This is a genomic window from Pseudomonas sp. MD330_10, assembly GCF_042610415.1.
GTDB classification, from domain to species: Bacteria; Pseudomonadota; Gammaproteobacteria; order Pseudomonadales; family Pseudomonadaceae; genus Aquipseudomonas; species Aquipseudomonas rhodesiae.
Window position 1 is genome coordinate 1 of sequence record NZ_JBHGZU010000022.1, and the last position, 24,114, is coordinate 24,114.

At 60.3% G+C, this 24,114-nt stretch carries 23 protein-coding genes; 7 read left to right on the plus strand and 16 right to left on the minus strand.

Features of this window, described 5'->3' with window-relative positions; genetic code table 11:
• Positions 1 to 148: 148 nt before the first annotated feature.
• The 4 genes from ACFZPT_RS23685 to ACFZPT_RS23700 all read right to left on the minus strand — a co-directional run bounded on the left by ACFZPT_RS23685 (position 149) and on the right by ACFZPT_RS23700 (position 2,243).
• A complete protein-coding gene (locus ACFZPT_RS23685) occupies positions 149 to 781 on the minus strand; it encodes a DUF1493 family protein (RefSeq protein WP_249745140.1) in 633 nt (210 codons plus the stop codon).
• Between the two features lie 4 nt (positions 782 to 785).
• Complete coding sequence (locus tag ACFZPT_RS23690; protein ID WP_034111358.1) at positions 786 to 1,268, minus strand: hypothetical protein; 483 nt, start codon at positions 1,266 to 1,268, stop codon at positions 786 to 788.
• A gap of 205 nt (positions 1,269 to 1,473) precedes the next feature.
• Positions 1,474 to 2,073: a putative adenosine monophosphate-protein transferase Fic gene (locus tag ACFZPT_RS23695; protein WP_034095364.1), complete on the minus strand. Its 600-nt coding sequence runs from the start codon at positions 2,071 to 2,073 to the stop codon at positions 1,474 to 1,476.
• Entirely contained in the window at positions 2,073 to 2,243 is a 171-nt protein-coding gene (locus ACFZPT_RS23700; RefSeq protein WP_080758663.1) for a YhfG family protein, read from the minus strand. The genes ACFZPT_RS23695 and ACFZPT_RS23700 overlap by 1 nt, the downstream gene beginning before the upstream one ends.
• A 175-nt stretch (positions 2,244 to 2,418) precedes the next feature.
• On the opposite strand from ACFZPT_RS23700, the gene ACFZPT_RS23705 reads away from it, so the two are divergent.
• The 3 genes from ACFZPT_RS23705 (at position 2,419) to ACFZPT_RS23715 (ending at position 6,212) form a co-directional block, all read left to right on the plus strand.
• Complete coding sequence (locus tag ACFZPT_RS23705; protein WP_034095365.1) at positions 2,419 to 3,594, plus strand: tetratricopeptide repeat protein; 1,176 nt, start codon at positions 2,419 to 2,421, stop codon at positions 3,592 to 3,594.
• A 225-nt stretch (positions 3,595 to 3,819) separates the two neighbouring features.
• Positions 3,820 to 5,757 carry an ATP-dependent DNA helicase RecQ gene (locus ACFZPT_RS23710; protein WP_099312097.1) on the plus strand — a complete coding sequence of 646 codons (1,938 nt, stop codon included), beginning with the start codon at positions 3,820 to 3,822 and terminating at the stop codon, positions 5,755 to 5,757.
• Positions 5,758 to 5,780: 23 nt separating this feature from the next.
• Complete coding sequence (locus ACFZPT_RS23715) at positions 5,781 to 6,212, plus strand: thioesterase family protein (protein ID WP_034095367.1); 432 nt, start codon at positions 5,781 to 5,783, stop codon at positions 6,210 to 6,212.
• A 66-nt stretch (positions 6,213 to 6,278) separates the two neighbouring features.
• On the opposite strand, the gene ACFZPT_RS23720 is transcribed toward ACFZPT_RS23715, so the two are convergent.
• The 4 genes from ACFZPT_RS23720 to ACFZPT_RS23735 form a co-directional block, all read right to left on the minus strand.
• Complete coding sequence (locus ACFZPT_RS23720; protein WP_034136493.1) at positions 6,279 to 6,758, minus strand: glycine zipper domain-containing protein; 480 nt, start codon at positions 6,756 to 6,758, stop codon at positions 6,279 to 6,281.
• 207 nt (positions 6,759 to 6,965) lie between these two features.
• The gene (locus ACFZPT_RS23725) at positions 6,966 to 9,314 is read right to left on the minus strand and encodes an FdhF/YdeP family oxidoreductase (RefSeq protein WP_099312095.1); all 2,349 of its coding nucleotides are present in this window, start codon (positions 9,312 to 9,314) and stop codon (positions 6,966 to 6,968) included.
• Positions 9,311 to 10,150: a formate dehydrogenase accessory sulfurtransferase FdhD gene (fdhD, locus tag ACFZPT_RS23730; RefSeq protein WP_034136495.1), complete on the minus strand. Its 840-nt coding sequence runs from the start codon at positions 10,148 to 10,150 to the stop codon at positions 9,311 to 9,313. The genes ACFZPT_RS23725 and fdhD overlap by 4 nt, the downstream gene beginning before the upstream one ends.
• Before the next feature lie 96 nt (positions 10,151 to 10,246).
• A complete protein-coding gene (locus ACFZPT_RS23735; RefSeq protein ID WP_034095371.1) occupies positions 10,247 to 11,134 on the minus strand; it encodes a LysR family transcriptional regulator in 888 nt (295 codons plus the stop codon).
• 132 nt (positions 11,135 to 11,266) lie between these two features.
• Here ACFZPT_RS23735 and lysM point away from each other — a divergent pair, with 132 nt between their 5' ends.
• Entirely contained in the window at positions 11,267 to 11,707 is a 441-nt protein-coding gene (gene lysM, locus ACFZPT_RS23740) for a peptidoglycan-binding protein LysM (protein ID WP_034111333.1), read from the plus strand.
• A gap of 42 nt (positions 11,708 to 11,749) precedes the next feature.
• Here lysM and yrfG read toward each other — a convergent pair whose 3' ends face one another.
• Positions 11,750 to 12,412, minus strand: coding sequence for a GMP/IMP nucleotidase (gene yrfG / locus ACFZPT_RS23745; protein ID WP_034095373.1), 663 nt, complete (start codon positions 12,410 to 12,412; stop codon positions 11,750 to 11,752).
• Positions 12,413 to 12,498: 86 nt separating this feature from the next.
• On the opposite strand from yrfG, the gene nudE reads away from it, so the two are divergent.
• Both nudE and cysQ read left to right on the plus strand, forming a co-directional pair.
• Positions 12,499 to 13,065 carry an ADP compounds hydrolase NudE gene (gene nudE, locus ACFZPT_RS23750; RefSeq protein WP_034095374.1) on the plus strand — a complete coding sequence of 189 codons (567 nt, stop codon included), beginning with the start codon at positions 12,499 to 12,501 and terminating at the stop codon, positions 13,063 to 13,065.
• Entirely contained in the window at positions 13,062 to 13,898 is an 837-nt protein-coding gene (gene cysQ, locus ACFZPT_RS23755; protein WP_034095375.1) for a 3'(2'),5'-bisphosphate nucleotidase CysQ, read from the plus strand. The genes nudE and cysQ overlap by 4 nt, the downstream gene beginning before the upstream one ends.
• 62 nt (positions 13,899 to 13,960) lie before the next feature.
• Here the strand turns inward: cysQ and ACFZPT_RS23760 are convergent, their stop codons facing one another.
• From ACFZPT_RS23760 to rfbB, 7 genes are read right to left on the minus strand one after another with little or no spacing between them, the layout of a single operon-like run.
• Positions 13,961 to 14,416 carry a thioesterase domain-containing protein gene (locus ACFZPT_RS23760; RefSeq protein WP_099312093.1) on the minus strand — a complete coding sequence of 152 codons (456 nt, stop codon included), beginning with the start codon at positions 14,414 to 14,416 and terminating at the stop codon, positions 13,961 to 13,963.
• A gap of 26 nt (positions 14,417 to 14,442) precedes the next feature.
• Positions 14,443 to 15,828: a sigma-54 dependent transcriptional regulator gene (locus tag ACFZPT_RS23765; protein WP_034095377.1), complete on the minus strand. Its 1,386-nt coding sequence runs from the start codon at positions 15,826 to 15,828 to the stop codon at positions 14,443 to 14,445.
• Positions 15,825 to 17,633: an ATP-binding protein gene (locus tag ACFZPT_RS23770; protein WP_034111337.1), complete on the minus strand. Its 1,809-nt coding sequence runs from the start codon at positions 17,631 to 17,633 to the stop codon at positions 15,825 to 15,827. Before ACFZPT_RS23770 ends, ACFZPT_RS23765 begins: the two co-directional genes overlap by 4 nt.
• Before the next feature lie 36 nt (positions 17,634 to 17,669).
• The gene (gene rfbD, locus ACFZPT_RS23775) at positions 17,670 to 18,539 is read right to left on the minus strand and encodes a dTDP-4-dehydrorhamnose reductase (RefSeq protein ID WP_099312091.1); all 870 of its coding nucleotides are present in this window, start codon (positions 18,537 to 18,539) and stop codon (positions 17,670 to 17,672) included.
• Complete coding sequence (gene rfbC, locus ACFZPT_RS23780; protein WP_034111339.1) at positions 18,536 to 19,081, minus strand: dTDP-4-dehydrorhamnose 3,5-epimerase; 546 nt, start codon at positions 19,079 to 19,081, stop codon at positions 18,536 to 18,538. Before rfbC ends, rfbD begins: the two co-directional genes overlap by 4 nt.
• Positions 19,078 to 19,953, minus strand: coding sequence for a glucose-1-phosphate thymidylyltransferase RfbA (gene rfbA / locus ACFZPT_RS23785; RefSeq protein ID WP_047881470.1), 876 nt, complete (start codon positions 19,951 to 19,953; stop codon positions 19,078 to 19,080). Before rfbA ends, rfbC begins: the two co-directional genes overlap by 4 nt.
• Positions 19,950 to 21,032 carry a dTDP-glucose 4,6-dehydratase gene (rfbB, locus tag ACFZPT_RS23790; protein ID WP_099312089.1) on the minus strand — a complete coding sequence of 361 codons (1,083 nt, stop codon included), beginning with the start codon at positions 21,030 to 21,032 and terminating at the stop codon, positions 19,950 to 19,952. The genes rfbA and rfbB overlap by 4 nt, the downstream gene beginning before the upstream one ends.
• A gap of 152 nt (positions 21,033 to 21,184) precedes the next feature.
• Here rfbB and ACFZPT_RS23795 point away from each other — a divergent pair, with 152 nt between their 5' ends.
• On the plus strand, positions 21,185 to 24,094 hold the full coding sequence (locus ACFZPT_RS23795) for an aminotransferase (RefSeq protein ID WP_379555803.1): 2,910 nt from the start codon (positions 21,185 to 21,187) through the stop codon (positions 24,092 to 24,094).
• Positions 24,095 to 24,114: the final 20 nt, after the last annotated feature.

Genomic DNA, 24,114 nt, shown 5'->3' on the forward strand with positions numbered 1-24,114 from the left:
TGCCAGTATAGGCATCGGATTTTGATTTCTTGCGGCCAAAGGTCAAGCGAGAAGGCTTAACTGACTGGCATTACCCCTTGTGGGCGGCTTTTTTATGGGCGCCAGGCTGGCGAAGATACCCTTGTGGGAAGGCTCAGTATTTTTGCGCTCAGCTCAGATTTTCCAGTGTTTGCGTGTCCCAGCTGTGGGTTTTGATGGCCAGGTAGAGCATGCCAATGGTTAGCGGGACCTTGTCGCCATGCCCTTTGCTGCGACGTTTGAGGAACACGTCAAAGACCGGTGGGTTGAAGTAGCGATAAGTGTCGTAGTCGCCCAGGTCGAGGGCAAACTCCTGCTCCAGTGCTTCCATAAGCTGCTTGGCTTCACTGCCGTCACAGCCCAAGTCGAAATTAAGTGAGGTTTGCAGGCGGATGGTCTTGTGTTTAGGTAGACCGATTTCTTCGTGCAGCAATTGCAAGAGTTGCTGCATAACGGGGTCTTCGGGGAAGTTGGGGGCGAGGTTCATGGTGGGGGCTGTGGTTAAGTGATGGCTGGTTTTTGCCTTGCAATAAAGATTTTGGGTGCTCAATAACCCGATACCGGTCACAAAGGCAACGACTGGCAAGCTTTCTAAGTGAGCCTCTCTGATCCAAGAGGTGGCATAGAAAAGAAGTGCTGGCCCAGTTACCAAAAGGCAGAGTCCAAACCACTTTCTGAGTGCTGGTAGCTTTATTGTTCTGTCGACGAGTGCGGCCAGTATGAGCAGGAGCAGCAGATTGGTCCACTGGGTGTAATCGCTCATCGTATCAGGCCCCCTGGAACTGTCGGACCATAGCCGACAGTGAACGCTGAGGGCCGATTCCGCCGCTGACCTGCGCGTCCAGGCCTATAACTACGTCGCCGGCGTGATAGCTGCGAATGATGCCTTTCACTGTCAGGGTGGCGGTCGCGCCAACAATGCCTCCGATAGGTCGAGATACCAGGCTGATAGGTGCAGCCAGAGCGCCTCCAATCAATCCTGAGATGATGTCTGCTCGAGTGTTGAGCACGTCTGCCTGTTGCCGATTCAGAGGCGTTGAAATCGCGAGCTTCATTTTGCAAGGTAAGTCGCGGGCAAGCATTTTTTCGTAAAGATCCCTGATGTGGCTCCTCAGCTCGTTTGCGGTGTTTCCTGCTCCCAGTAGGCATAGGTTGCCCAAAGCATTCCGATTTTCAGGCACAACAGTGAAGCGCATCACTGTGAACGTGACGCCATAGTGGCCGATGTGTTGAGTCCTTTCGATGTTCACGGGGTTCTGCCGAGAAAGTAGAGACCGCGTTATTTTCATGCAGTTACGGCTAGCTTCTATAGAGGGGTAAGCGGGCGTTTGGAGCAGTTTGGGAAGGGGATGTCGTGGCGTTTGGTGATTTCCTACAACTGTTTCCGGCATTCGTGGCTAGGCAGCGACGCACCGGGTAGAACTGGTCAAATGTGGAAGCCGGGCTTGGCCACAATCACTGATCTAAAGGTCTACTGATACACCGCTCAAAAATCGCCTCCAAGCCCCGATAGTCACACGCCACGGCATCAATATTCGCCGGTATCCATGCTGCCTGTTTCACCAGCCACCAATTCACCGAAAACCCCGCATTTACGATGATCTGTTCGAACAAAATTCGCTGCGCCCGGCCGTTGCCTTCGCGGAAAGGATGGATGACGTTGAGGTCGCCATAAGCTTCGGCGATTTGTGTCACCAGTTCGGCTTGGCTTGTGCCGACGAACCAGTTTGCCTCTTCCATATGCCGAATGATCTTTGCCGCTTCCGGCTGGATGCGTTCCGGGGTGCAGAACAGGGTGTCGCCTTTCTGGATGTTGACGCTGCGCAGTTCGCCGGCCCAGTCGTAAATGTCGCTGAACAGCGTGCGGTGGAGGTATTGCAGGCGTTCTAGGTCGTAGGGAGGAGGGAAGAGCGGAAGGTTGCTCACGGCAATTTCGGATAATTCCCGCTCGGCTTGGTGCAGTTTGTGTTCATCGTGCAAATCGAGGCGATTGCGCAGGACGCTGCTACCGGGGTAGCAGTACGGGTCCTGGCCTACCCCGTATTTGTCGAGCATCAGCGTGGAGTGTTGCGGTACTTGGCAAGCACGGCTTCGCGGGTCGGCAGGGGTTTGTCGGCGTCGGCCGGTTGGGTCTCGAACCCTTCCAGGCGCAGGCTGGCCAGGTAATTGGAACGGCGGATCTTGTGGTAGTGATCCTGTTTCTGCTCAAAGGTCAGTTCGCTCATCGCAGCGTCCTCCTGGGTGGCAAGGCTTGATTGTAGCGCAATGCGTCAGCTGGAAGGCGGGATAAAAACCACGTCACATTTTGTATAAATACTCCGCCATCGGGCTGAATTCAGCGTATGTTTCACCGCAAAATCTTGTAGGGCGATTCCGCCCTCTAATTAAAGGGAGTTAAGCATGGGTTTGCTTCGTGTTGCTTCGGCGATGTCATTGTGTGCGGTAGCTTTTTCGATCCAGGCTGAGCAATTGCCGATCGAAGTGCTCAGTGCGGTGGTCAAGGACCAGAAAATCGCCGACGCCGAAGTATTGCTGCAGCGCAATGGCGCACAGAACGTGGTGGGCCGCACCAACGCCCAAGGCCAAGTGACGCTGACCAGCGAAGCCGCCGATGATGCGAGCAATCTGCTGATCATCAAAAAGCCTGGCTATTCCAACCTGGTGGTCAAGTGTCCCTGCGCGGGCATGACCTATGCGATCAGCCCGGTTATGGAGAATCTCGACGGCCTGCGTGTCGTGCTGACCTGGGGCAAGACGCCGGAAGATCTCGATTCCCACATGATCTTCCCGGGCAACAATATCTACTTCGAAAACAAGCAGGGCACTGACGCCGAGTTGGACGTGGACGACGTCGACAGTTATGGCCCGGAAACCATCACCCTGCAGAAAAAACACTACGGCGAAAGTTATGTATATGCCGTGCATGACTTCACCAACATTGCTAATCCGGGCTCGCGCCAGCTGTCCAACAGCGAAGCCAAGGTGTTTGTGTACATGGGCCAGTCCCTGGTGCGCACTTACTATGTGCCGAAGAACCGCAGCGGCAACCTGTGGACCGTGTTCCGCATGACCGGCAGCGGTGACTTCCAGGACATCAACACCTTCAGCGGTGTAAAGGTGGACGCCAAGGACGTGCTCGACGAAGTCAAACCGCTGCTGGATGACAGCGTCGCGGTAACGGCAGTAGCCGTTAGCTCCTCCGCACAAGCGGATGCGAAACGTCTGAACGTGCAAGGTGAAGCGGCCTACCAGGCCGGCAATCTGGATCAGGCCATCGAGTTGTTCCGTCAGGCCATCGACCTGGATAACAGCTTCGGTAAAGCCTATGGCAACCTGGGCTTGGCCTATCAGAAGGCCGGTAACACCGCCGAGTCGATCTGGGCCAACCGCAAGGCCATCGCCCTGGCCACTGGTGCGAACGCTGCGACTGTACGTGCCGGTGCTTACTACAACATCGCACGGATCTACGAAGCGGCCGGGCAATTCTCCGACGCGTTGCGTCACTACCAGTTGGCCAAGGAACAGAAGGCTAACCCGGTATATGACACGGCGATTGAGCGCGTGCAGAATCGCTGATTCAGCACTTAGCGCTGTTCTGAACAACTGTGGGAGGGGGTGACCCTCCCACAGTTGTTTGTGGTGTTCCTACAACCACAGTCGCCCTTGTCGAATTTGGCCCAAGGCCATGGCTGTACCCTGTGTATCATCCTGTCTCGTTTTTCCATGCGACCTTTCTCGATTCGCTGAACCGGCTGAACTACGTTTTAAAGCCACCTTCAGCGGTCAATGGAGTGACAGCCTATGCACGACACCCTCCAGCAGGTCTTTGGTTATCCACAGTTTCGTACGGGCCAGGAAGACACCGTCAGCGCTGTGCTGGCCGGGCGTTCGGCCGCCGCCATTTTCCCGACCGGATCGGGTAAGTCTCTGTGTTACCAACTGTCGGCGGTGTTGCTGCCACATTTGACGTTGGTGGTATCGCCGCTGCTGGCGCTGATGCAGGATCAATTGGGCTTCCTGCAGCGTCACGGTATTTCGGCGGGCAGTATCGATTCGGCGCAAAGCCGCGAGGACGCCAATGACGTGATGGCCCGAGCGCGTTCCGGTGAATTGAAAATCCTGATGATTTCCGTGGAGCGCTTGAAGAACGAGCGTTTTCGCAACTTTCTGCAGAGCGTGCGGATATCGCTGCTAGTGGTGGATGAAGCCCACTGTATTTCCGAATGGGGCCACAACTTTCGCCCGGACTATCTGAAGCTGCCGGACTACCAGCGTCAGTTCAATATCCCACAGGCGCTGTTGCTGACGGCTACGGCGACGCCCGAGGTGATTGCCGATATGCAGACGAAGTTCGCCATCGCTGCGAACGATGTGGTCACCACCGGCTTCTACCGGCCCAACCTTAACCTGTTAGTCGAGCCGGTGAGCGGTGCAGACAAGCGTCGCAGGTTGATCCAGTGGATGAACGAGCGGGCCGGCCAGCCAAGTATCGTCTACGTCACCCTGCAGAAAACCGCCGAGCAGATTGCCGAACACCTGAACCGTCATGGCATCCAGGCCGAGGCTTATCACGCCGGTCTGCCCCACGATAAGCGCGAGGGCATTCAGCAGCGCTTCATGGAAGGGCGCTCCAATTGCATCGTGGCCACCATCGCGTTTGGTATGGGGATCGACAAAAGTGACATCCGCAATGTGGTGCACTTCGACCTGCCCAAATCCATTGAAAACTACAGCCAGGAAATCGGCCGCGCCGGTCGCGATGGCCGGCCGTCCGACTGTTTGGTGCTGGCCAACCGCGACAGCCTCAATGTGCTGGAAAACTTTGTATACGGCGATACGCCCGAACAGGAAGGCATCCTGCGGGTGCTGGAGCAGTTGCAGGCAGCGCGCGGTGAAGGGCAGTGGGAGTTCTTGCTCAGGTCATTGGCGGATCACAGCAATATCCGCGAACTGCCACTCAAGACGCTGCTTGTGCAACTGGAACTCAGGGGCGTAATCGCGCCCCGCTATGCGTTCTACGCCGAATACCGCTTTAAGTACCTGGTCGAGCCCGAGGCATTGTTGGCGCGGTTTTCCGGTGAACGGCAGCAGTTTGTCGCGGCGATCATCCAGGTGTGCAAGCGGGCAAAAACCTGGGCGACGGTAGATTTCGATGCGCTCCACCAGCAGCACAATGCCGTGCGCAGTCGTGTGGTGAAGGCCCTGGATTATTTTCAGGAGCAGGGTCTGATCGAGCTGGAAAGCAAGCAGATGACCGAAGTCTACAGCCTGCTGAATACCGACTTTGATCCACAGGCGCTGAGCCAGGAGTTATACACAGGCTTCAAGCAGCACGAGATTGCGCAGGTGGCGCGAATTCACGCCATGCTGGAGCTGTTCGCCACCGAGCACTGCCTGGGGCAGCGACTGGCGCGCTATTTCGGCGATGAAAACGCGCCTCAACGTTGCGGGCATTGTTCGGTCTGCCATGGCCAGGTGGCGCACCTGCCGCCGCCGCCGAGTTTGCCGGCGCTTGTGGATAAAAACTTTATGGGGCTGTGCGGTGATTTTATCCACAGGCATCATGAGCACACCGGCCACCTACCCGGCGCCGAGCGACTGACGCGCTTTCTGGGCGGTATCAGCGTGCCGTTGTTCACCAAGTTGAAAGCACGAACTATTCCCGGTTTTGCCGCGTTGGAAGACTATCCCTATGCCGAGGTTCGCGCCTGGGCCCAGGCCCATTTGAACGAACTGTAACGCCCATTCGAAGAGAGGTGCCGATGCCTGACTCAATGCCGCAACGTGCTGATTACCGTCACTTCCAGCCGATCATTACGCGCTGGCACGACAACGATGTGTATGGCCATGTTAACAACGTCACCTATTACAGCTTCTTCGACACGGCGGTGAATACCTACCTGATTGAACACGGTGGGCTGGATATTCATGACGGCGAAGTGGTTGGATTTGTGGTCAGTTCGTCTTGCGATTACTTTGCGTCGATCGCTTTCCCTGAGCGCATTGAGATCGGTCTGCGTGTAGGTAAGTTGGGCAATAGCTCAGTGCAGTACGAGTTGGCGGTGTTTAAAGCTGGCGAGGAGGAGGCCTGTGCGGCGGGGCGTTTTGTGCATGTGTTTGTGGATCGGGGGACGAACCAGCCGGTGACGATTCCGGGGATGTTGCGCGAGGCGCTGCAGAGGTTGGTGGTGTGACCGCAGAAACCCAATGTGGGAGGGGGCAGCCTCCTGCCACATTGGATTTTGCTGTGTTTTAAGAAATCAACGGTGGCGGTAGTGATGCTTGTTCTTGCGATGCCCGTAAGCATGGCCACGGCCTGGGTGATCGTCACGGTAGTAGCGACGGTCGTCGCGGCCACGATAATGACGGTCATCGTCATCGCTCTTGTTGCCCATGTAATTGCCCAAGGCACCGCCCGCGCCACCGCCTGCTGCTGAGCCGATCAGTGCACCCGTGCTGCCGCCGACACTGCGGCCTACGACGTTGCCGCCCGCTGCGCCCAATGCGCCGCCGATGGCTGCTTCGCCACGGCTACGTTTGTCGGCGCCGACCGCGCTACCGCCCGCGCCACCGAGGGCTGCGCCGATCGTCGAACCGGTGTTGCCGCCCAACTGCTGGCCGACCACAGAACCTAGAACCCCGCCCAATGCGCCGCCCACACCGGCTTCGGTGGTGCCACCGGCCATGGCTGCGCCACTGACCAGGCCAAGGGACAACAAGAGAATCGAGGAGAACTTCATTCGGGAAACCTCAAGGGGATGACGGCGCGATCCTGAGGCTGTATTGACATTGTGACAATAGAAATCCGACCAGTAACACGAGTTGTACACAATTCTCTAAGTTACTGTTTTGAATAGGGAACTTAAGTGATTTTTACGAGTCTTTAGCTACTTCGGAACGGCCGCTTTTATGCAAAAGCGGCCTTTTTTTGTGTCCGAAATGATCGATCAGGCCGAGCGCGACATGATCAAACCGCTCTCGCTCGCCGCTTCCAGACGAATCGCTATAAATTTCGACGTTGGTGTATGGCTGCCATCGCCTGTGCTTTCGAGCGGCACCAGTGGGTTCACTTCCGGGTAATAAGCGGCTGCTTGCCCGGCTGGAATATCAAATGCCAGCAGGGTGAAGCCCTTCACACGACGCTCACGGCCGTCCTCCCACAGCGACACGATGTCAGCCTTCTGCCCCGGCTTGAAGCCCAGACGGATGATGTCGGCTTCATTGACGAACAGCACGTCACGCTGACCTTTGACTCCACGGTAGCGGTCGTCCAGGCCATAGATCGTGGTGTTGTACTGATCGTGGGAGCGCATCGACTGCATGATCAGGTCCGGCACCCGGCCAGTGGCGTGGGTGCGCTCGTGGATCAAGTCCTTGGGCAGCACGTTCGGGCGGAAGTTGGCGCGTGTCGACGGCGTGTTCCATTTGCGCGCACCAGCCGCATTGCCCAGGTAGAAGCCGCCCGGGTTTTTGATTTTTTCGTTGAAATCCTTAAAGCCTGGAATGGTGTCGGCAATTAGATCGCGGATGCGCCCGTAGTCGGCCACCAGCCAGTTCCAGTCCACCGGCTGGCTGCCCAGGGTCGCGGCGGCGATGCCGGCCAGAATCGCCGGCTCGGACTTCATCAGGCTCGACAGTGGCTGCAGCTGGCCATTGGAGCCGTGCACCATGCTGAACGAGTCCTCCACCGTCACCGCTTGCGGCCCTTCGGCCTGGATATCGATGTCGGTACGGCCCAGGCACGGCAGAATCAGGGCGTCTTTGCCGTGCATCAGATGGCTGCGGTTGAGCTTGGTGCTGATCTGCACGGTCAGGTCGCAGTTGCGCAGTGCTTCGAAGGTGCGGGTGCTGTCCGGTGTGGCTTGGGCGAAGTTGCCACCCAGGCCGATAAATACTTTGGAGCGTCCTTCGAGCATGGCGTGGATCGCTTCGACCACGTTGTGGCCGTTGGTGCGCGGCACCTGAAACTGGAAGCGGCGCTCCAACGAATCAAGAAACGCAACCGGAGGGCGCTCGTTAATACCCATGGTGCGGTCGCCCTGCACGTTGCTGTGGCCGCGTACCGGGCACAGCCCGGCGCCCGGGCGGCCGATATTGCCGCGCAGCAACATCAGGTTGGCGATTTCCTGGATGGTCGGCACCGAGTGGCGGTGCTGGGTGATACCCATCGCCCAGCACATGATCACGTTCTTGCCTTTGGCGTACATACGCGCCGCTTGCTCGATTTCAACCAGACTCAGGCCTGACTGCTCGACGATCTCTTCCCAAGAGGTATCGTCGATCTGGCCCAGGTACTCCAGCACATTGGCGGTGTGTTCGTTGAGGAAGTCATGGTCGAACACCGTTTCGGTGCCTTCGGCTTGCGCCTGGCGTTCCCACAGCAACAGGAATTTGGCCATGCCGCGCAGGATCGCCATATCGCCGCCCAGCGCCGGGCGGAAGTATGCGGTGTTGGTTGGTTTGTCGCCGTTGGTGAGCATCTCCAGCGGGTGTTGCGGGTGCTGGAAGCGTTCCAGGCCGCGCTCCTTGAGGGGGTTGATGCAGACCACTTGGGCGCCACGTTTGACCGCTTCGCGCAGGGGTTCGAGCATGCGTGGATGGTTGGTGCCGGGGTTCTGGCCCCACACAAAAATCGCGTCGGCGTGTTCGAAGTCATCAAAGGTCACGGTGCCTTTGCCGACCCCCACGCTTTGCGCCAGGGCCACGCCGCTGGCTTCGTGGCACATGTTCGAACAGTCCGGGAAGTTGTTGGTGCCATAGGCGCGTACAAACAGTTGGTACAGGAACGCGGCTTCATTGCTGGCGCGGCCGGAGGTATAGAACTCGGCCATGTCCGGGCTGGGCAGGGCATTGAGGTGCTGGCCGATCAGGTCGAAGGCCGCGTCCCAACTGATGGGTTTGTAACGGTCGGTTGCGGCGTCGTAGCGCATCGGCTCGGTCAGGCGGCCCTGGTATTCCAGCCAATAGTCACTTTGCTCCAGCAGCGACATCACGCTGTGCTTGGCGAAAAACGCCGCATCCACCCGGCGCTTGGTGGCTTCCCAGTTCACGGCCTTGGCGCCGTTTTCGCAGAACTTGACCATGCCGCTTTCCGGCGAGTCGCCCCAAGCGCAGCCTGGGCAGTCGAAGCCGCCGTTCTGGTTGGTCTTGAGCATCATGCGCAGGTTTTTCAGCGCGTTATCGCTGGTCAACCACGCCTGCGCCACACTGATCAGCGCGCCCCAGCCGCCTGCCGGGCCTTTGTAGGGCTTATAGCGCGGTGTGGGGGTTTGGTCGGCTTGATGATGATTGCTCACGGCTGGTTCTCCATCGCAGGGCTGTAGACCCGCGGCGCACTTTTCTGCGGCAGGTGGATGAGATTGAGGTTGTGCCGACGGGCCCATTGCAAGGCCAGGCCGGTGGGCGACGACAGGCTGACCAGGGTCTGGATGCCCGCGCGCAGGACTTTCTGGATCAATTCGAGGCTGCAACGGCTGGTGACAATCGCCACGCCGCCGTCGGTTGGAATTTGTTGACGGACCAATGCACCGATCAACTTATCCAGCGCGTTGTGCCGGCCAATGTCTTCACGGCCGAGCAACAATTCGCCCTGATTATTCATAAACACCGCCGCGTGCACCGCACCGCTGTGCTGGCCGAGAGGCTGGAACGCGCTGATGCGCTGGCGCAGGCCGTCGAGCCACTCAGCAGGCGGCAGGGGCGCGCCGGCCAGCACTTGCAGATCCGGCAGGGCCTGTTCCACGGCTTCTACGCCGCATAACCCACAGCCGCTGGTGCCCGCTAACTGACGACGCTGCTGTTTGAGGTTCCAAAAAGCGCGGCTGGAGATCTGTACCTGGGCGTATTGCGCAGAGCCCGAGCCGCTAAGCTTCAGGTCATAGATATCGCTGATGTCGGCGATGATGCCGCTGCCCAGGCTGAAGCCGACGATAAAGTCTTCCAGATCCGTAGGCGTCACCAGCATCACCGCTTGGCTGATGTCGTTATAGGCGATCGCCAAAGCCACTTCTTCGGCCAGCGCGGTGCTGGCGACGTCTGAGTGTTCGAGGGTGCAATACTGGTAGCTCTGGCTGGCGGCCGACGCGGGCGTTTGTGCAGCAGGCGCCGCGCAGGCTGGGCGCTGGGCGTTCATGGGGCGTACCACCGGCGGATTGATCAGTGTTTAGACTAGGCGCGACAAAGCGTCGCGTCTAATTGCCAGTACTGATGCGCCGATAGATGACGTCGATCAAGACTCTATTTGCGATTTCTGATACAGCGCAAAGCACGCCTCGGCCAATGCCGAACGCGGTGCACTGCGACGCATGATCAGCCCCAGCCGCGCGAGGGTGTGGGCGTTTTCGATCGGTTGCAGGCGCAGGTGCTCGGTGAGCGCTTCCAGCCCGCCCTCCAGCGGCATGACCGCACAACATAAACCGCCGTGCACCGCCTGCAATAACTGATGAACGGCATCGGTCTGCAGCAGCGGTTGTGGGTGCAGGCCACGACTGTGGAAGTTGTGGTCGATGGATTGGCGGAAGTGCATGCCGCTGGTGAGCATGCCCAGCGGCAGTTCGATCAGCGCTTCCCAGCTCAACGGTGTGTCGCCGAAGCTGAAGAAACGCTGGTCATACAGCAGCCCCATGCGGGTTTCGCCCAGGGCCAGGGAGTCGAAGCGTTCCGTGTCGAGACGCTCCAGATACGACACGCCCAGGTCCAGGCGGTTACTGGCCAGTTGTTCGAGGATCTGCTCGGAACTGAGTGCCGACAGCTCGAAGCGCAGGTTCGGATGCTCTTTATGCAACTGCTGCATCAGTGCCAAGGGATCGAAGCTCGACAACGGCACCACCCCCAGGCGCAACGTGCCCACCAGGTTGCCGCGACACGCCGCCGCCTCGGCCTGCAAACCGTCGTAGGCCGCCAGCACCGTCCGCGCCCACGCCAGTACCCGTTCGCCTGGCGCGGTAAAGCCTTCGAAGCGCTGGCCACGGTTGACCAGCGGTAAGTCCAGCTCTTCTTCCAGGCTGCGCAGGCGCATCGATAACGTGGGTTGGGTGATATGGCAACGGGCTGCGGCCTGGCCGAAGTGACGGGTCTCGTCGAGGGCGATGAGGAATTTCAGCTGTTTGATGTCCATCTTCGCTCCAGGGCTTATTCCAATGGCGTGGGGATTCTAGCGCGTTTGGGTCTTTGGTCGGTCTGGAACCCAAGTCTGCAGGACTGGTCTAGTCTTGGGCATCTGGAATTCATATCCCAAGGAGAGCGCACCATGAGTCTTTTAAGCTTTGTTAAGGAAGCCGGCGAGAAGTTGATCGACCTGTTGACGCCGGGTAATGCCAATGCCAGTGAGCAGTTGAAGGAACACGTGGCCAAAGTGGGTCTGGGTAATCCGAACGTGCAGACCAAGGTGGAGGGTGACAAGGTGACCGTCACCGGTGAAGTCGCCAGCCAGGAAGAGAAAGAGAAAATTCTGCTGGCGCTGGGCAATATTCAAGGTGTTGCGAGCGTGGACGACCAGATCACAGTATCCGGCCCGGTGGTGGCTGCCGCACGTTTCGTCGTGGTGAAAAAGGGCGACACTCTAAGTGCGATTTCTCTGGCGGTGTATGGCAACGCCAACCAGTACAACAAGATCTTCGAAGCCAACAAGCCGCTGTTGTCGCATCCGGACAAAATCTACCCAGGGCAGACGCTGCGTATTCCTGAGTAATACACGGAAGAAAAGTGGGTGGGGGCTCATCCCCCTCTCACCTCAGAGACCGACTATAAGATCGCGGTAGTCACCGACCGCTGCAAACTCGCCAGTGTCTTTCGGCCCCTTCTTGCTATCCGGTTCTTTTACCGCCAGCAAATGCCTTACGCCAAACGCCCCGGCGCTGCGTAGGATCGGCAGGGTATCGTCGATAAACAGACTGCGGGCCGGGTCGAACTCTATATCCGCTTGCAAAGCGTCCCAGAATTGCGGGTTTTCCTTGGCGAAACCGTAGTCGTGGGAACTGATCAACCGTTCGAAATAGGGCGCCAGCTCGATGCGTTCCAACTTCAACGACAGCGAATCGCGGTGAGCATTGGTGATCAGGATCACCCGCTTGCCGGCCTGTTTGATGGCCTGCAAAAACGTGTCCGCATCCGGGCGCAGGGCGATCAGGTGCGCGGTCTCCAGCTTGAGTTCGCGCACCGGGAGGTTGAGTTCTGCGCTCCAGAAGTCCAGGCAATACCATTGCAACTGTCCAGCGTTACGCTCGAACAGGGGCTGCAATTCCATCTCGGCCATGGCGCGGCTGACGCCATGCAGCTCGGCGTAACGCTGAGGCAGGTGTTCCATCCAGAAATGGTTGTCGTAATGCAGGTCCAGCAGGGTGCCGTCCATGTCCAGCAGGACGGTGTCGATGGCGTGCCAGGGCAAAGAGGGCATGGGCGTTCTCATCTAAGTAAAGATATCCGACACAGACAATCGGAAAAGCCACGGTATAGTAACCCGATCACGCCAAGGAGCCGCTTATGCGCCAGAAACCCACCGTCCTCGCCCGCGAAATAGTCGCCAGTAGCCGTTTGTTCCGCGTGGAGGAAGTGCAGCTGCGCTTCGCTAATGGCGTTGAACGGACCTACGAGCGCCTGGTGGGCCGGGGGAACGGTTATGGTGCGGTGATGATCGTGGCGATGATCGATGAGGACCATGCGTTGCTGGTGGAAGAATACTGTGGCGGCACGGACGAATATGAAGTGTCGCTGCCCAAAGGCTTGATCGAGCCCGGTGAAGATGTGCTGGCGGCCGCGGATCGGGAACTCAAGGAAGAGGCAGGCTACGGTGCCCGGCAGTTGGAGCACATTACCGAGTTGTCGCTGTCGCCTGGCTATATGAGCCAGAAAATCCAAGTGGTGCTGGCTACCGATCTGTACGAAGAACGTCTAGAAGGCGATGAGCCCGAGCCGATGCGGGTGGACAAGGTCAACCTGCGCGAGCTGTCGAGCCTGGCGCAGAACGAGCAATTCAGCGAAGGTCGCGCCCTTGCCGCGTTGTACCTTGTGCGCGATCTGTTGACCCAGCGTGGAGCCTTCAACGCATGAGCGAACTGTTTCTGGGTCACCCGTTTATCGCCCCTGTCATTGAACTGGCCCGCCAGGCGGGTGAAGCGATCCTGCCGTACTGGCGCGCGGATGTGGCCGTGACCTCCAAGGCTGATGACTCGCCGGTGACGGCGGCGGACCTGGCGGCGCACCACCTGATCCTCGCCGGCCTGACGGCCCTGGACCCCAGCATCCCGGTGCTCTCCGAAGAAGATGCCGATATCGACCAAAGCGTGCGTGCCGGCTGGCAGCGCTGGTGGCTGGTGGACCCGCTGGACGGCACCAAGGAATTCATCGCCGGCAGCGAAGAGTTCACCGTCAATATCGCGCTGATCGAACAGGGCCGCGTGGTGTTTGGCGTGGTCTCGATGCCCACCACTGGCCGTTGCTACTTCGGTGGCGCGGGCCTGGGGGCGTGGCGTTCGGATGTCAATGAAGCCCCACGGCAGATTCAAGTGCGCCAAGCGCCGGCGGAGGGCGAGTGCTTTACGGTGGTGGCCAGTCGTCGACACAGCAGCCCTGAGCAAGAGCGATTGCTGGAGGGGCTGAGCGAAGGGCTGGGCAAGCTGGAGCTGGCGAATATCGGCAGTTCGTTGAAGTTTTGCCTGCTGGCTGAAGGCAGCGCCGATTGCTACCCGCGCCTGGCTCCGACCTCACAGTGGGACACCGCGGCCGCCCAAGGCGTGCTGGAAGGTGCCGGTGGCGAAGTGCTGGAATTGAGCGGTGCACCGTTCAGTTATCCGGCGCGGGAATCGCTGCTCAATCCGTTCTTTTTGGCGCTGCCGGCCAAGGCGGCCTGGCGTGAACGTTTGTTGAGCTTGGCGCGTTCTTAAGACCTCAAGCGAGCTGACTGTGGGACCTAGCCCCTTCCCACAGTTGTTTTGTGTAGGGGGTTCTAGCGGTGCAGGACGTATTGGCCAGTGAAGGCGACCGCTCTTTCGTCACTGCCCTCATTCACGATCCATGTGTCCAACGTCAACCGCGCCCGCCCATAGCGCTTGTAGGTGGCTAAAAAACGCTTCCACACCTTTTCCTCCGGCGCCTGGCAAATCACCGTGGCGTCCTGTGTCACCGGCAACGGATAACTGATCTGCCCCTCCTGAATCACGATATGCCCGTCCTCGATACCTTCCTCGCGCAATTGCAGGTGCAACCAACCCCAGCCCGCCAGCACCGCGCCGCAGTAGAGGCTGCCGCCGAACATGGTGCTCTTGTGGTTGATATTGGCATGCAAGGGCAGGTGCAACTGCAACTGGCGGTCTTGCCAGTCGAGCACCTTGAGCCCCATTTCCCGGGTCAGGGGAATGTCATGGTGAAGGATGGATTCCAGGTAACGGCTGTCGCGGCTCATGGTGGCCTCTTGGCGGGTAGGAAGGGTCATTCGTCGTCGGCACTGTGCTGGGCGCTGTCGGCGAAGTTCAGCCCGTGCTTGCGCAGTTTGTCGTGCAAGGTCTTGCGCGGTACGCCGAGGGCTTCGGCGAGGCTGCGCAGAGAACTGTGGGGGCGGGCGAGTTCGGCGGCGATCAGGCTTTTTTCGAACTGTTCGACCTGTTCGCTCAAGCCGCCCGGCGTGGATGTCAGCACGCTGCCGGTGGGGTTGTCCGCCGAGCTGTCCAGGGCCAGCTCCAGACCCAGTGCAAAGCGCTCGGCGGCATTCTGCAGTTCCCGCACATTACCCGGCCAGCTGTGGCGCAACAGCAATGCGCGCTGGCCCGGTTGCAGTTCGTGTAGCGGCAGGCCGTGGCGACTGCTGGCTTCGTCGGCAAAGTGTTGGAACAACATCAGCGCATCCTCGCCCCGTTCGCGCAACGGCGGGATGCGCAGCGGCGCCACGTTGAGACGGTAATACAGGTCGGCGCGGAAGCGGCCCTGGTCCGCGGCCTGGCGCAGGTCTTCCTTGGTCGCGGCGATGATGCGGATGTCCAGTGGGATCAACTGGTTGCCGCCCAGGCGCTCGACCACGCGCTCCTGTAACAGACGCAGGAGCTTGACCTGCACGTCCAGGCTCATGCTTTCGATTTCATCCAGAAACAACGTACCGCCATTGGCAAACTCGAACTTACCGATGCGGCGCTTCTGCGCACCGGTAAATGCGCCGGGTTCATGGCCGAACAGTTCGCTTTCGACCACCGACTCGGCCAGGGCCCCGGCGTTGATCGCCACGAACGGCCCGCTGCGTCGGCTCGACAGATCGTGCAACGCGCGCGCCACCACTTCTTTACCGGCGCCGGTTTCGCCGAGGATCAGCACGTCGGCCTTGGTCGCCGCCAGGGCGCCGATCTGCTCGCGCAGGCGCAGCATCTGCGGCGAATGCCCCACCAGGCGCGTGCTCAGTTGCTGGCGGTCACTAAGGGCCAGGCGCAGGCTGCGGTTGTCGAGCACCAATCGACGCAGAGCCAGGGCGCGGCGCACGCTATCGAGCAAAGCGTCGCTGGCGAAAGGCTTTTCGAGAAAGTCATAGGCCCCGGCGCGCATGGCTTGCACAGCCAGCGGTACATCACCGTGGCCGGTGATCAGCAACACCGGTAGATCCGGGTCCTGGCCGTGCAGCTCGGTCAGCAGTTCCAGGCCGTCCATGCCGGGCATGCGGATATCGCTGACCACCACACCCGGCCAGTCCCGCGACAGCTGCGCGGTGAGGCCGGTGGCTTCGGCCAAAGGCAGGACCTTCAGCCCGGCCAGGTCCAGGGTCTGGCACAGGGCCTGACGCAAGTGCGGATCGTCGTCGATCAGCACCACCTGAATCTGGTTATCGATACTCATACACTGCGGTCCTCGGACGGTTGCAGACTGACGCCCGGCGAGCCGGCACGCAGTTTCAAAGTTAACAGCGCGCCGCCTTCCTTGTGGTTGGCAAACAGCAGTTCGCCGCCAAAGGCGCGCATCAGGGTTTCACAGATGGCCAGGCCCAGCCCAAGGCCTTGTGTGCGCGTCTTGGTGGTATAGAACGGCTCGCTGGCGCGGCCCAGGGCTTCCATGCAGAAACCCGGGCCGTTGTCGCGAATGTAGAGGTTGACGCCGTGCTCGGTGGTTTCGGCACTCAGCCAGAGTTTGCGCGGCGGACCTTTTTCGGTCAGCGCGTCCAGGGCGTTGGCCAGCAGGTTGCCCAGTACCTGGCGCAGGCGGGTTTCGCCGGCCTGCACCCATAGCGTGGCTTCCGGCAGATCGCGGATCAATTCCACTTCCATCGAGCGGCGGCGCTTGGCCAGCAGCGCCAGGGCGTCATCGAGCGCCGGTTGCAGCGCCACGCTCTCGGGGGCGTGGCGGTCACGGCGGGCAAAGGCGCGCAGGTGGGCGATGATCGAGGCCATGCGTCCGGTCAATTCGCTGATCAGCTTGAGGTTGCCGCGCGCGTCGTCGGTGCGCTGGTGATCGAGCAGGATTTCGGCGTTTTCGGCGTAGCTGCGGATCGCAGCCAAGGGCTGATTGAGTTCGTGGCTGATGCTCGCCGACATGGTCCCCAGCGCCGACAGCTTGCCGGCCTGTACCAGGTCATCCTGAGCGCGTACCAGTTCCTGCTGGGCGTGTTCGCGCTCCAGCACTTCTTGTTTCAGGCGTCGGTTAAGGCCTTCCAGGTCGCTGGTCCGTTCGGCCACACGCATTTCCAGTTCGCGGCGAGCTTTGGCTTCAAAGGCGATGCGCTCCAGATAGTGGCGGCGGCGCTGCATCAACAGACCGAGCAACAGCATCAACACCAGCAGCGCCGCACCGCCCACGGCCACCACGGTGCGCACCGGGCGGCTGATCAAGGATTTCGGCGCGAGGATTTCCACGTTCCAGCCGGTTTCGGCGATGGCCGTGGACTGGCGCAACCAGGCGGTGCTGCTCAGGTTCAGCGGCTGTGGATCGCGGGTCGGGTAGGGCTGGATTGCGATGATGGCCTGGCGCTCTTCGGGGGTGAGCGGGCGCGTGGCGCGGAATCGCCATTGCGGGCGTGACGTCAGGATCACCACGCCGTTGTGGTCGGTGACCAGCAGTTGTTCCGGGGTGTTACCCCACAGGCTTTCGGTGTGATCCAGGTCGACCTTGACCACCAGCACGCCGATGACTTTTTCACCGTCGCGCACCGCCGCGGCGAAGAAGTACCCGCGCTTGGCGGAGGTGGTGCCCAGGCCGAAGAATCGACCCAAGCGCCCGGCCATGGCTTCACTGAAGTAGGGGCGGAATGAAAAGTTACGTCCGACGAAGCTGTCCTGTTTATCCCAGTTCGACGCGGCGAGGGTCTTACCGGTGGTATCCATCAGATACATCACTTCCACGCCGGCCTGGGCCGCCACGTCTTTGAGCAGCAGGTTAGCGTTGGCCAGGTGGGTACTGACCTCGGGCGCCGCCAGCGCGGTGCGCAGGGCGGGCAGATCGCCGAGGATCTGCGGCAGTACTTCGTAGCGGTGCAGGGTACCCAACAGGTTGGCGACGTACAGGTCGAGGGTCTGGCGGTTTTGTCCGGCCAGCTCACTGCGATAGTAGCGCTCGGCCAGGTGTTCCAGCGGCCACAGCAGCGGGGCCAGGCACAACGCCAGCAATGCGAGGCTGCGCCAGCGGGGTCTTCGCGGAAGGGGTGGAGTCATGGGAGTCGTGCGCCTGGGGGTACAGGCGCATTATGCCTAGTGCGGCTGTGCAAGACACTCGCGCAGTGCGTCCAGCCAATGCGGTTGGGCGACATGCCACTGTTGCTGCAAGAGGCTGCAGTCCAGGCGCGAGTTCAGCGGGCGTTTGGCGGGTGTCGGATAAGCACTGGAAGGGATAGGCTCCAACTCCGAGCAGGCTTTGCCGGTGGTTCGCAGGTGCTCGCCGATTGCTTCTGCAAAGCCGAACCACGACGTTTCGCCTTGGGCCGTCAGGTGATACACCCCCCACGCGCCGGCGGCCCCAGCCTGCCAATGTTCGATCAGGGCGCGAGTGCTGTCGGCGATGGTGCCGGCCCAGGTCGGCGCACCGATCTGGTCGGCGACGATACGCATCTGCGGCTTTTCCTGCAGCAGGCGCTGCATGGTCAGCAGGAAGTTCTTGCCGTGGTTGGAATACACCCAACTGGTGCGCAGAATCAGATGCTCGCCTCCCACTGCCGCAATCGCCTGCTCGCCGGCGAGCTTGCTTTGGCCATACACCCCCAACGGGTTCGGCGTATCGGTCTCGGTGTACGGCGCCGGTTTGCTGCCGTCGAACACGTAGTCGGTGGAGTAGTGGATCAGCGGCGCGCCCAGGGCCTTGGCCTCCTCAGCCAGAATGCCGGGGGCGATGGCATTGATGGCGAAGGCCACCTCTGGCTCGCTTTCGGCCTGATCGACCGCCGTGTGGGCGGCGGCGTTGATGATCAGGTCGGGGCGGTGGGCACGGACCTGCTGGCGGATACGGTCGACGTTGGTCAGGTCCAGTTGCTCGCGACCCAGCACGATCAGTTCGCCGAGCGGGGGCAGACGCTGTTGCAGAGCCTGGGAGACTTGGCCGTGTTGGCCGGTGATGAGGATTTTCATGGGAACAGGTCCGCTTCCACCAAGCGTTTGCCGGCCTGGTCCTTGACGGAAAGTTGCGGCGTCTCGGTCAGTTGCCAATCAATTGCCAGCGTTGGGTCGTTCCATGCGATGCAGCGCTCAGCACTGGGCTGATAGTAATCAGTGGTCTTGTAGAGAAACTCTGCGTATTCACTCAACACCACAAACCCATGAGCAAAACCTTCGGGTACCCACAGCTGGCGGTGGTTCTGAGCCGACAGACGGACCCCCACCCATTGACCGAAGTTCGGAGAACTGCGGCGAATGTCCACAGCCACGTCGAGCACCTCACCTGCGGTGACACGCACGAGTTTTCCCTGTGTGTGTGTCAACTGATAGTGCAAGCCCCGCAGCACGCCCTTTTGCGAGCGCGAATGGTTGTCTTGTACGAAGTTGCGTTCGAGGCCCGTGGCCTGCTTGAACGTGCTGGCGTTGAAACTTTCGTAGAAAAAACCTCGGTCGTCGCCATAGACTTTGGGTTCGAGGATTACAACACCGGGAAGTGAGGTTTCAACCACGTTCACTGGCTATCTCCCGCCAGCGAGTACAGGTATTGACCATAGCCGGTCTTGCCAAAATATTGGGCGCGCTGCAGCAGGTGGTTGCGGTCGATCCACTCATTCTCGTAGGCGATTTCTTCAAGACAAGCGACTTTCAGACCTTGGCGATGTTCGATGGTCTGCACGTACGTCGAGGCTTCGAGCAAGCTGTCGTGGGTGCCCGTGTCGAGCCAGGCAAAGCCACGCCCAAAGCGCTCCACATGCAGATCGCCACGCTGCAGGTACGCGTTGTTGACGTCAGTGATCTCCAGTTCACCGCGAGGCGAAGGCTTGACCGCCTTGGCGATCTTGATCACATCGTTGTCGTAGAAATACAGGCCGGTCACGGCGTAGCTGGACTTCGGTTTGGCGGGTTTTTCTTCGATTGATAGGGCGCGGCCTTCGTCGTCAAAGTCGATCACGCCGAAGCGCTCCGGGTCTTTGACCCAATAACCGAATACAGTGGCGCCGGACGGGCGATTGGCGGCTGTGCGCAATTGATCGCCGAAGTGCTGGCCATGGAAAATGTTGTCGCCCAGGATCAAGCAGACCGGGTCGTCACCGATAAACTCTTCGCCGATGATAAACGCCTGCGCCAGGCCATCCGGAGAAGGCTGTTCGGCGTAACTGAACCGCACGCCGAACTGGCTGCCGTCGCCAAGCAGGTTGCGGTATTGCGGCAAGTCCACCGGGGTTGAAATCACCAAGATGTCCTTGATCCCCGCCAGCATCAGCACTGAGATCGGATAGTAGATCATCGGCTTGTCGTACACCGGTAACAGCTGTTTGGACACACCCAGGGTAATGGGGTGCAAGCGCGTGCCGGAGCCACCGGCCAATACGATTCCCTTCATCATGCAATCAGATCCTTCATGTCGGTGTTGCCCAATCGTTCGCCCTGATAACTGCCGTCCTGGACCCTGCGGCACCATTCCAGGTTATCGAGGTACCACTGCACGGTTTTGCGCAGACCGGTTTCGAAGGTTTCTTCCGGAACCCAGCCCAGTTCGCGTTCGATCTTGCTGGCGTCGATCGCGTAGCGTTGGTCGTGACCTGGCCGATCCTTGACGAAAGTGATCAGGTCGGTGAATTGCGCGACGCCTGCGGGCCGTTGCGGCGCCAGTTCTTCCAGCAGGGAGCAGATACCGCGCACCACGTCGATGTTCTTTTGTTCGTTATGGCCGCCGATGTTGTAGGTCTCGCCGACCACACCTTCGGTGACCACTTTCAATAGAGCGCGGGCGTGGTCTTCGACGAACAGCCAGTCGCGTACCTGTAGACCATCGCCGTAGACCGGTAATGGCTTGCCCGCGAGGGCGTTGAGGATCACCAGCGGAATCAGCTTTTCGGGGAAATGGAACGGGCCGTAGTTGTTCGAACAGTTGGTCAGCAGCACAGGCAGGCCGTAGGTACGGTGCCAGGCGCGCACCAAGTGGTCGGATGCGGCCTTGCTGGCTGAGTAGGGCGAGCTGGGAGCGTAGGGCGTGGTTTCGGTGAACAGGTCGTCCACGCCGTGCAGGTCGCCATACACTTCATCGGTAGAAATGTGATGAAAGCGAAAGGCGCTTTTGGCCGGCTCGGTCAGCGTATGCCAGTAGGCACGGGCGGCTTCGAGCAGGCTGTAGGTGCCGACGATATTGGTCTGGATAAAATCCGACGGACCGTCAATCGAACGGTCGACATGGGACTCGGCGGCCAGGTGCATGATCGCCTGGGGCTCGAAGCGTGCCAGTACGGCGCTGACGGTGGCCTGGTCGATGATATCGGCCTGGACAAACTCATAGCGGCTGTTGGAGGCGATGCTGGTCAGCGACTCCAGGTTGCCGGCATAGGTGAGTTTGTCGAGGTTGAGCACTTCGTGCTCGGTGTGTTGAATCAGATGGCGGATCAGTGCTGAGCCGATAAATCCGGCGCCACCGGTGATGAAAATGCGCATGTCGGAGGGCCTTTTCCTTAGACGGACATTAAGCGGATGAAGCATAGCTTGAGTTGCGCAGCGGGCCGGCGCAAGCACGGTTATAAGCAGGGGGTTGCTTAACCCCCCAAAACAATGGCGATATACACGCCTAAAAATCAGAGGCTCTGCCCATGCTGCTCGCCACGTTGATCCATCGCGCCAGTCTACCTTGCCCGCAAGTAGGCCTCGATCAGGCCACTCAACTCTTGGCGCAGCACTATGGCCTTGCTGGCACTTTGCAATCACTGGGCAGCCAGCAAGACCTCAATTATAGAGTCGACACCCCCCAGGGACAGTTTGTTCTGAAAATCTGCCGGGGTGACTACGCGGCGCTGGAGTTGCAGGCTCAGCACGCGGCGCTGGGTCACCTGCAGGCGCACGCCGAGGTGCGTGTGCCCAAGGTCATCAAGACCCTGGCCGGCGATGAATTGCTCACCCTGACGATCGGCGGGCAAACCCTGCATTTGCGCCTGCTGGACTATCTCGACGGCCAGCCGTTGACCCACATGCCGCACTTGGGCCGTGAGGTGATCGCCGGATTTGGCGACCTGTGCGGCCGCATGAGCCTGGCGCTCGCGCCGTTCGAGCATGGGGGCCTTGAGCGCACGCTGCAGTGGGACCCGCGCCATGCTCAGGAACTGATCACCCACCTGCTGGCCAGCCTGGAACGCCTCCCGCACCGTGACGCGTTGGAGCGCGTGGCCGGGCAGGTTCAAGCCCGGATTCGCCCCTTGGCCGAGCGCCTGCCGTGGCAAGCCGTTCACATGGACATCACCGATGACAACGTGCTGTGGCAGCGCGATGCCCAGCGTCATTGGCACATCCAGGGGGTGATCGACTTCGGCGATCTGGTTCACACCTGGCGCATCGCTGATCTGTCGGTGACTTGCGCGGCCCTGCTGCACCATGCCGAAGGCGACCCCTTTGCGATTTTGCCGGCGATCCAGGCCTGCCATGCCGTGACCCCTTTGCAACGCGAAGAGTTACAGGCGCTGTGGCCGCTGATCGTTGCGCGGGCTGCGGTGCTGGTGCTGAGCAGTGAGCAGCAGCAACGCCTGGACCCGCATAACAGCTACCTGCTGAAAAATGCCGAGCATGAGTGGGAAATTTTCCATGTGGCGACTTCGGTACCGTTCGAACTGATGGAAGCGGCGATTTTGAGCAGCGCTGGCGAAACGCCGACGCCCATCGCCAGCCAGGATTTTGCCCCACTGTTACCAGAGCTGGTCGGTCGCGAATTTGCGTTGATCGACCTCGGGGTGCTCAGCCCGCATTTCGAGGCTGGCAACTGGGAGACACCCGGTGTCGATCGCAGGCTGCTGGACGAAGCAGCAGCAGTTCACGGGTTGGCGGCCAGCCGCTACGGGCAATATCGGCTGTCGCGCACCGTCCCTGACAGTGCCGCCGAGCCGGAGACGTTTCCTCTGCACGTCGAGCTGCATGTGCCCCACGGCACGGTGCTGGAAGCGCCTTTCGCCGGTACATTGCACCAGGACGCCGATGGCGTTGTGAGCCTGCAGGGCGTCGAGTCGAGCGTTCGCTTGGTGGGGGTCAAACCCTCCCTCAAACCGGGTGCGCTGCTGGTCAAAGGGCAAGTGTTTGGCGAGGTTCAAGCGCCGCTGACCGTACAACTGTGCCGCGCCGATCTCGAACCGCCGCTGTTTTGCACGCCTTCGCGCGCATCGGCCTGGCAAATCCTATGCCCTTCGCCTGCTGCTGTGCTGGGGCTGGCTTGCGACGCCGAGCCTGAACTGGACGCTCACGCCCTGCTGGCTCGCCGCGACGCCAGTTTTGCGCGCTCGCAAAAGCACTATTACACCGATCCGCCGCGTATCGAGCGGGGCTGGCGCAACCACCTGATCGACATGCAGGGGCGTTCCTACCTGGACATGCTCAACAACGTGGCGGTGCTCGGCCATGGGCATCCGCGCATGGCTGCGGTGGCGGCGCGGCAATGGTCGCTGCTCAACACCAACTCACGCTTTCACTACGCCGCCGTCACGGAGTTTTCCGAACGCCTGTTGGCCTTAGCTCCGGCGGGCATGGACCGCGTGTTTCTGGTCAACAGCGGCACCGAAGCAAACGACCTGGCCATTCGCCTGGCCTGGGCCTACAGCGGCGGGCGCGACATGCTCAGCGTACTGGAGGCGTACCACGGCTGGTCGGTGGCGGCGGACGCCGTGTCCACGTCGATTGCCGATAACCCCCAGGCTTTGAGCAGTCGTCCGGACTGGGTGCATCCAGTGACGGCGCCCAACACCTATCGCGGTGAGTTCCGCGGGCAGGACAGTGCCCCAGACTATGTACGCAGTGTGGAACACAACCTGGCGAAAATTGCTGCCAGCAAACGCCAACTGGCAGGCTTTATCTGCGAACCGGTATATGGCAACGCCGGTGGCATCTCCCTGCCGCCGGGCTATCTGCAACAGGTGTATGGCCTGGTGCGCGCTCAGGGCGGCGTGTGTATCGCCGATGAAGTGCAAGTCGGTTATGGGCGCATGGGGCGCTTCTTCTGGGGCTTCGAGGAGCAGGGCGTGGTGCCCGACATCATCACCATGGCCAAAGGCATGGGCAACGGCCAGCCACTGGGGGCCGTGATCACTCGCCGCGAAATCGCCGAAGCGCTGGAGGCTGAAGGCTACTTCTTCTCGTCTTCTGGCGGCAGCCCGGTCAGTTGCCGGATCGGCATGGCAGTGCTGGATGTGATGGAGGAAGAAAAGCTGTGGGAAAACGCCCAAGTAGTCGGTGGACATTTCAAAGCTCGCCTGGAAGCCCTGATCGAGCGTCACCCGTTGGTTGGCGCGGTGCATGGGTCCGGTTTCTACCTGGGCCTGGAACTGGTTCGCGACCGGCACACCCTGGAGCCTGCCACCGAGGAAACCAAAATACTGTGCGACCGCTTACGGGAGTTGGGCATTTTTATGCAGCCTACCGGCGATTATCTGAACATTCTGAAGATCAAACCACCGATGGTCACTTCCCGCAGCAGCGTGGATTTCTTCGTCGACATGCTGTCGAAGGTGCTCGATGAACAGTTATAAATAGTCGATTCTTATCGATA

What these genes read in the sequence shown, in the direction of transcription:
- ACFZPT_RS23685 (WP_249745140.1), bottom strand. Translation starts at nt 781, where the DNA reads ATGAGCGATTACACCCAGTGGACCAATCTGCTGCTCCTGCTCATACTG.
- ACFZPT_RS23695 (WP_034095364.1), bottom strand. Translation starts at nt 2,073, where the DNA reads ATGCTCGACAAATACGGGGTAGGCCAGGACCCGTACTGCTACCCCGGT.
- ACFZPT_RS23700 (WP_080758663.1), bottom strand. Translation starts at nt 2,243, where the DNA reads ATGAGCGAACTGACCTTTGAGCAGAAACAGGATCACTACCACAAGATC.
- ACFZPT_RS23705 (WP_034095365.1), top strand. Translation starts at nt 2,419, where the DNA reads ATGGGTTTGCTTCGTGTTGCTTCGGCGATGTCATTGTGTGCGGTAGCT.
- ACFZPT_RS23710 (WP_099312097.1), top strand. Translation starts at nt 3,820, where the DNA reads ATGCACGACACCCTCCAGCAGGTCTTTGGTTATCCACAGTTTCGTACG.
- ACFZPT_RS23715 (WP_034095367.1), top strand. Translation starts at nt 5,781, where the DNA reads ATGCCTGACTCAATGCCGCAACGTGCTGATTACCGTCACTTCCAGCCG.
- ACFZPT_RS23720 (WP_034136493.1), bottom strand. Translation starts at nt 6,758, where the DNA reads ATGAAGTTCTCCTCGATTCTCTTGTTGTCCCTTGGCCTGGTCAGTGGC.
- fdhD (WP_034136495.1), bottom strand. Translation starts at nt 10,150, where the DNA reads ATGAACGCCCAGCGCCCAGCCTGCGCGGCGCCTGCTGCACAAACGCCC.
- ACFZPT_RS23735 (WP_034095371.1), bottom strand. Translation starts at nt 11,134, where the DNA reads ATGGACATCAAACAGCTGAAATTCCTCATCGCCCTCGACGAGACCCGT.
- lysM (WP_034111333.1), top strand. Translation starts at nt 11,267, where the DNA reads ATGAGTCTTTTAAGCTTTGTTAAGGAAGCCGGCGAGAAGTTGATCGAC.
- yrfG (WP_034095373.1), bottom strand. Translation starts at nt 12,412, where the DNA reads ATGCCCTCTTTGCCCTGGCACGCCATCGACACCGTCCTGCTGGACATG.
- nudE (WP_034095374.1), top strand. Translation starts at nt 12,499, where the DNA reads ATGCGCCAGAAACCCACCGTCCTCGCCCGCGAAATAGTCGCCAGTAGC.
- cysQ (WP_034095375.1), top strand. Translation starts at nt 13,062, where the DNA reads ATGAGCGAACTGTTTCTGGGTCACCCGTTTATCGCCCCTGTCATTGAA.
- ACFZPT_RS23760 (WP_099312093.1), bottom strand. Translation starts at nt 14,416, where the DNA reads ATGAGCCGCGACAGCCGTTACCTGGAATCCATCCTTCACCATGACATT.
- ACFZPT_RS23765 (WP_034095377.1), bottom strand. Translation starts at nt 15,828, where the DNA reads ATGAGTATCGATAACCAGATTCAGGTGGTGCTGATCGACGACGATCCG.
- ACFZPT_RS23770 (WP_034111337.1), bottom strand. Translation starts at nt 17,633, where the DNA reads ATGACTCCACCCCTTCCGCGAAGACCCCGCTGGCGCAGCCTCGCATTG.
- rfbD (WP_099312091.1), bottom strand. Translation starts at nt 18,539, where the DNA reads ATGAAAATCCTCATCACCGGCCAACACGGCCAAGTCTCCCAGGCTCTG.
- rfbA (WP_047881470.1), bottom strand. Translation starts at nt 19,953, where the DNA reads ATGATGAAGGGAATCGTATTGGCCGGTGGCTCCGGCACGCGCTTGCAC.
- rfbB (WP_099312089.1), bottom strand. Translation starts at nt 21,032, where the DNA reads ATGCGCATTTTCATCACCGGTGGCGCCGGATTTATCGGCTCAGCACTG.
- ACFZPT_RS23795 (WP_379555803.1), top strand. Translation starts at nt 21,185, where the DNA reads ATGCTGCTCGCCACGTTGATCCATCGCGCCAGTCTACCTTGCCCGCAA.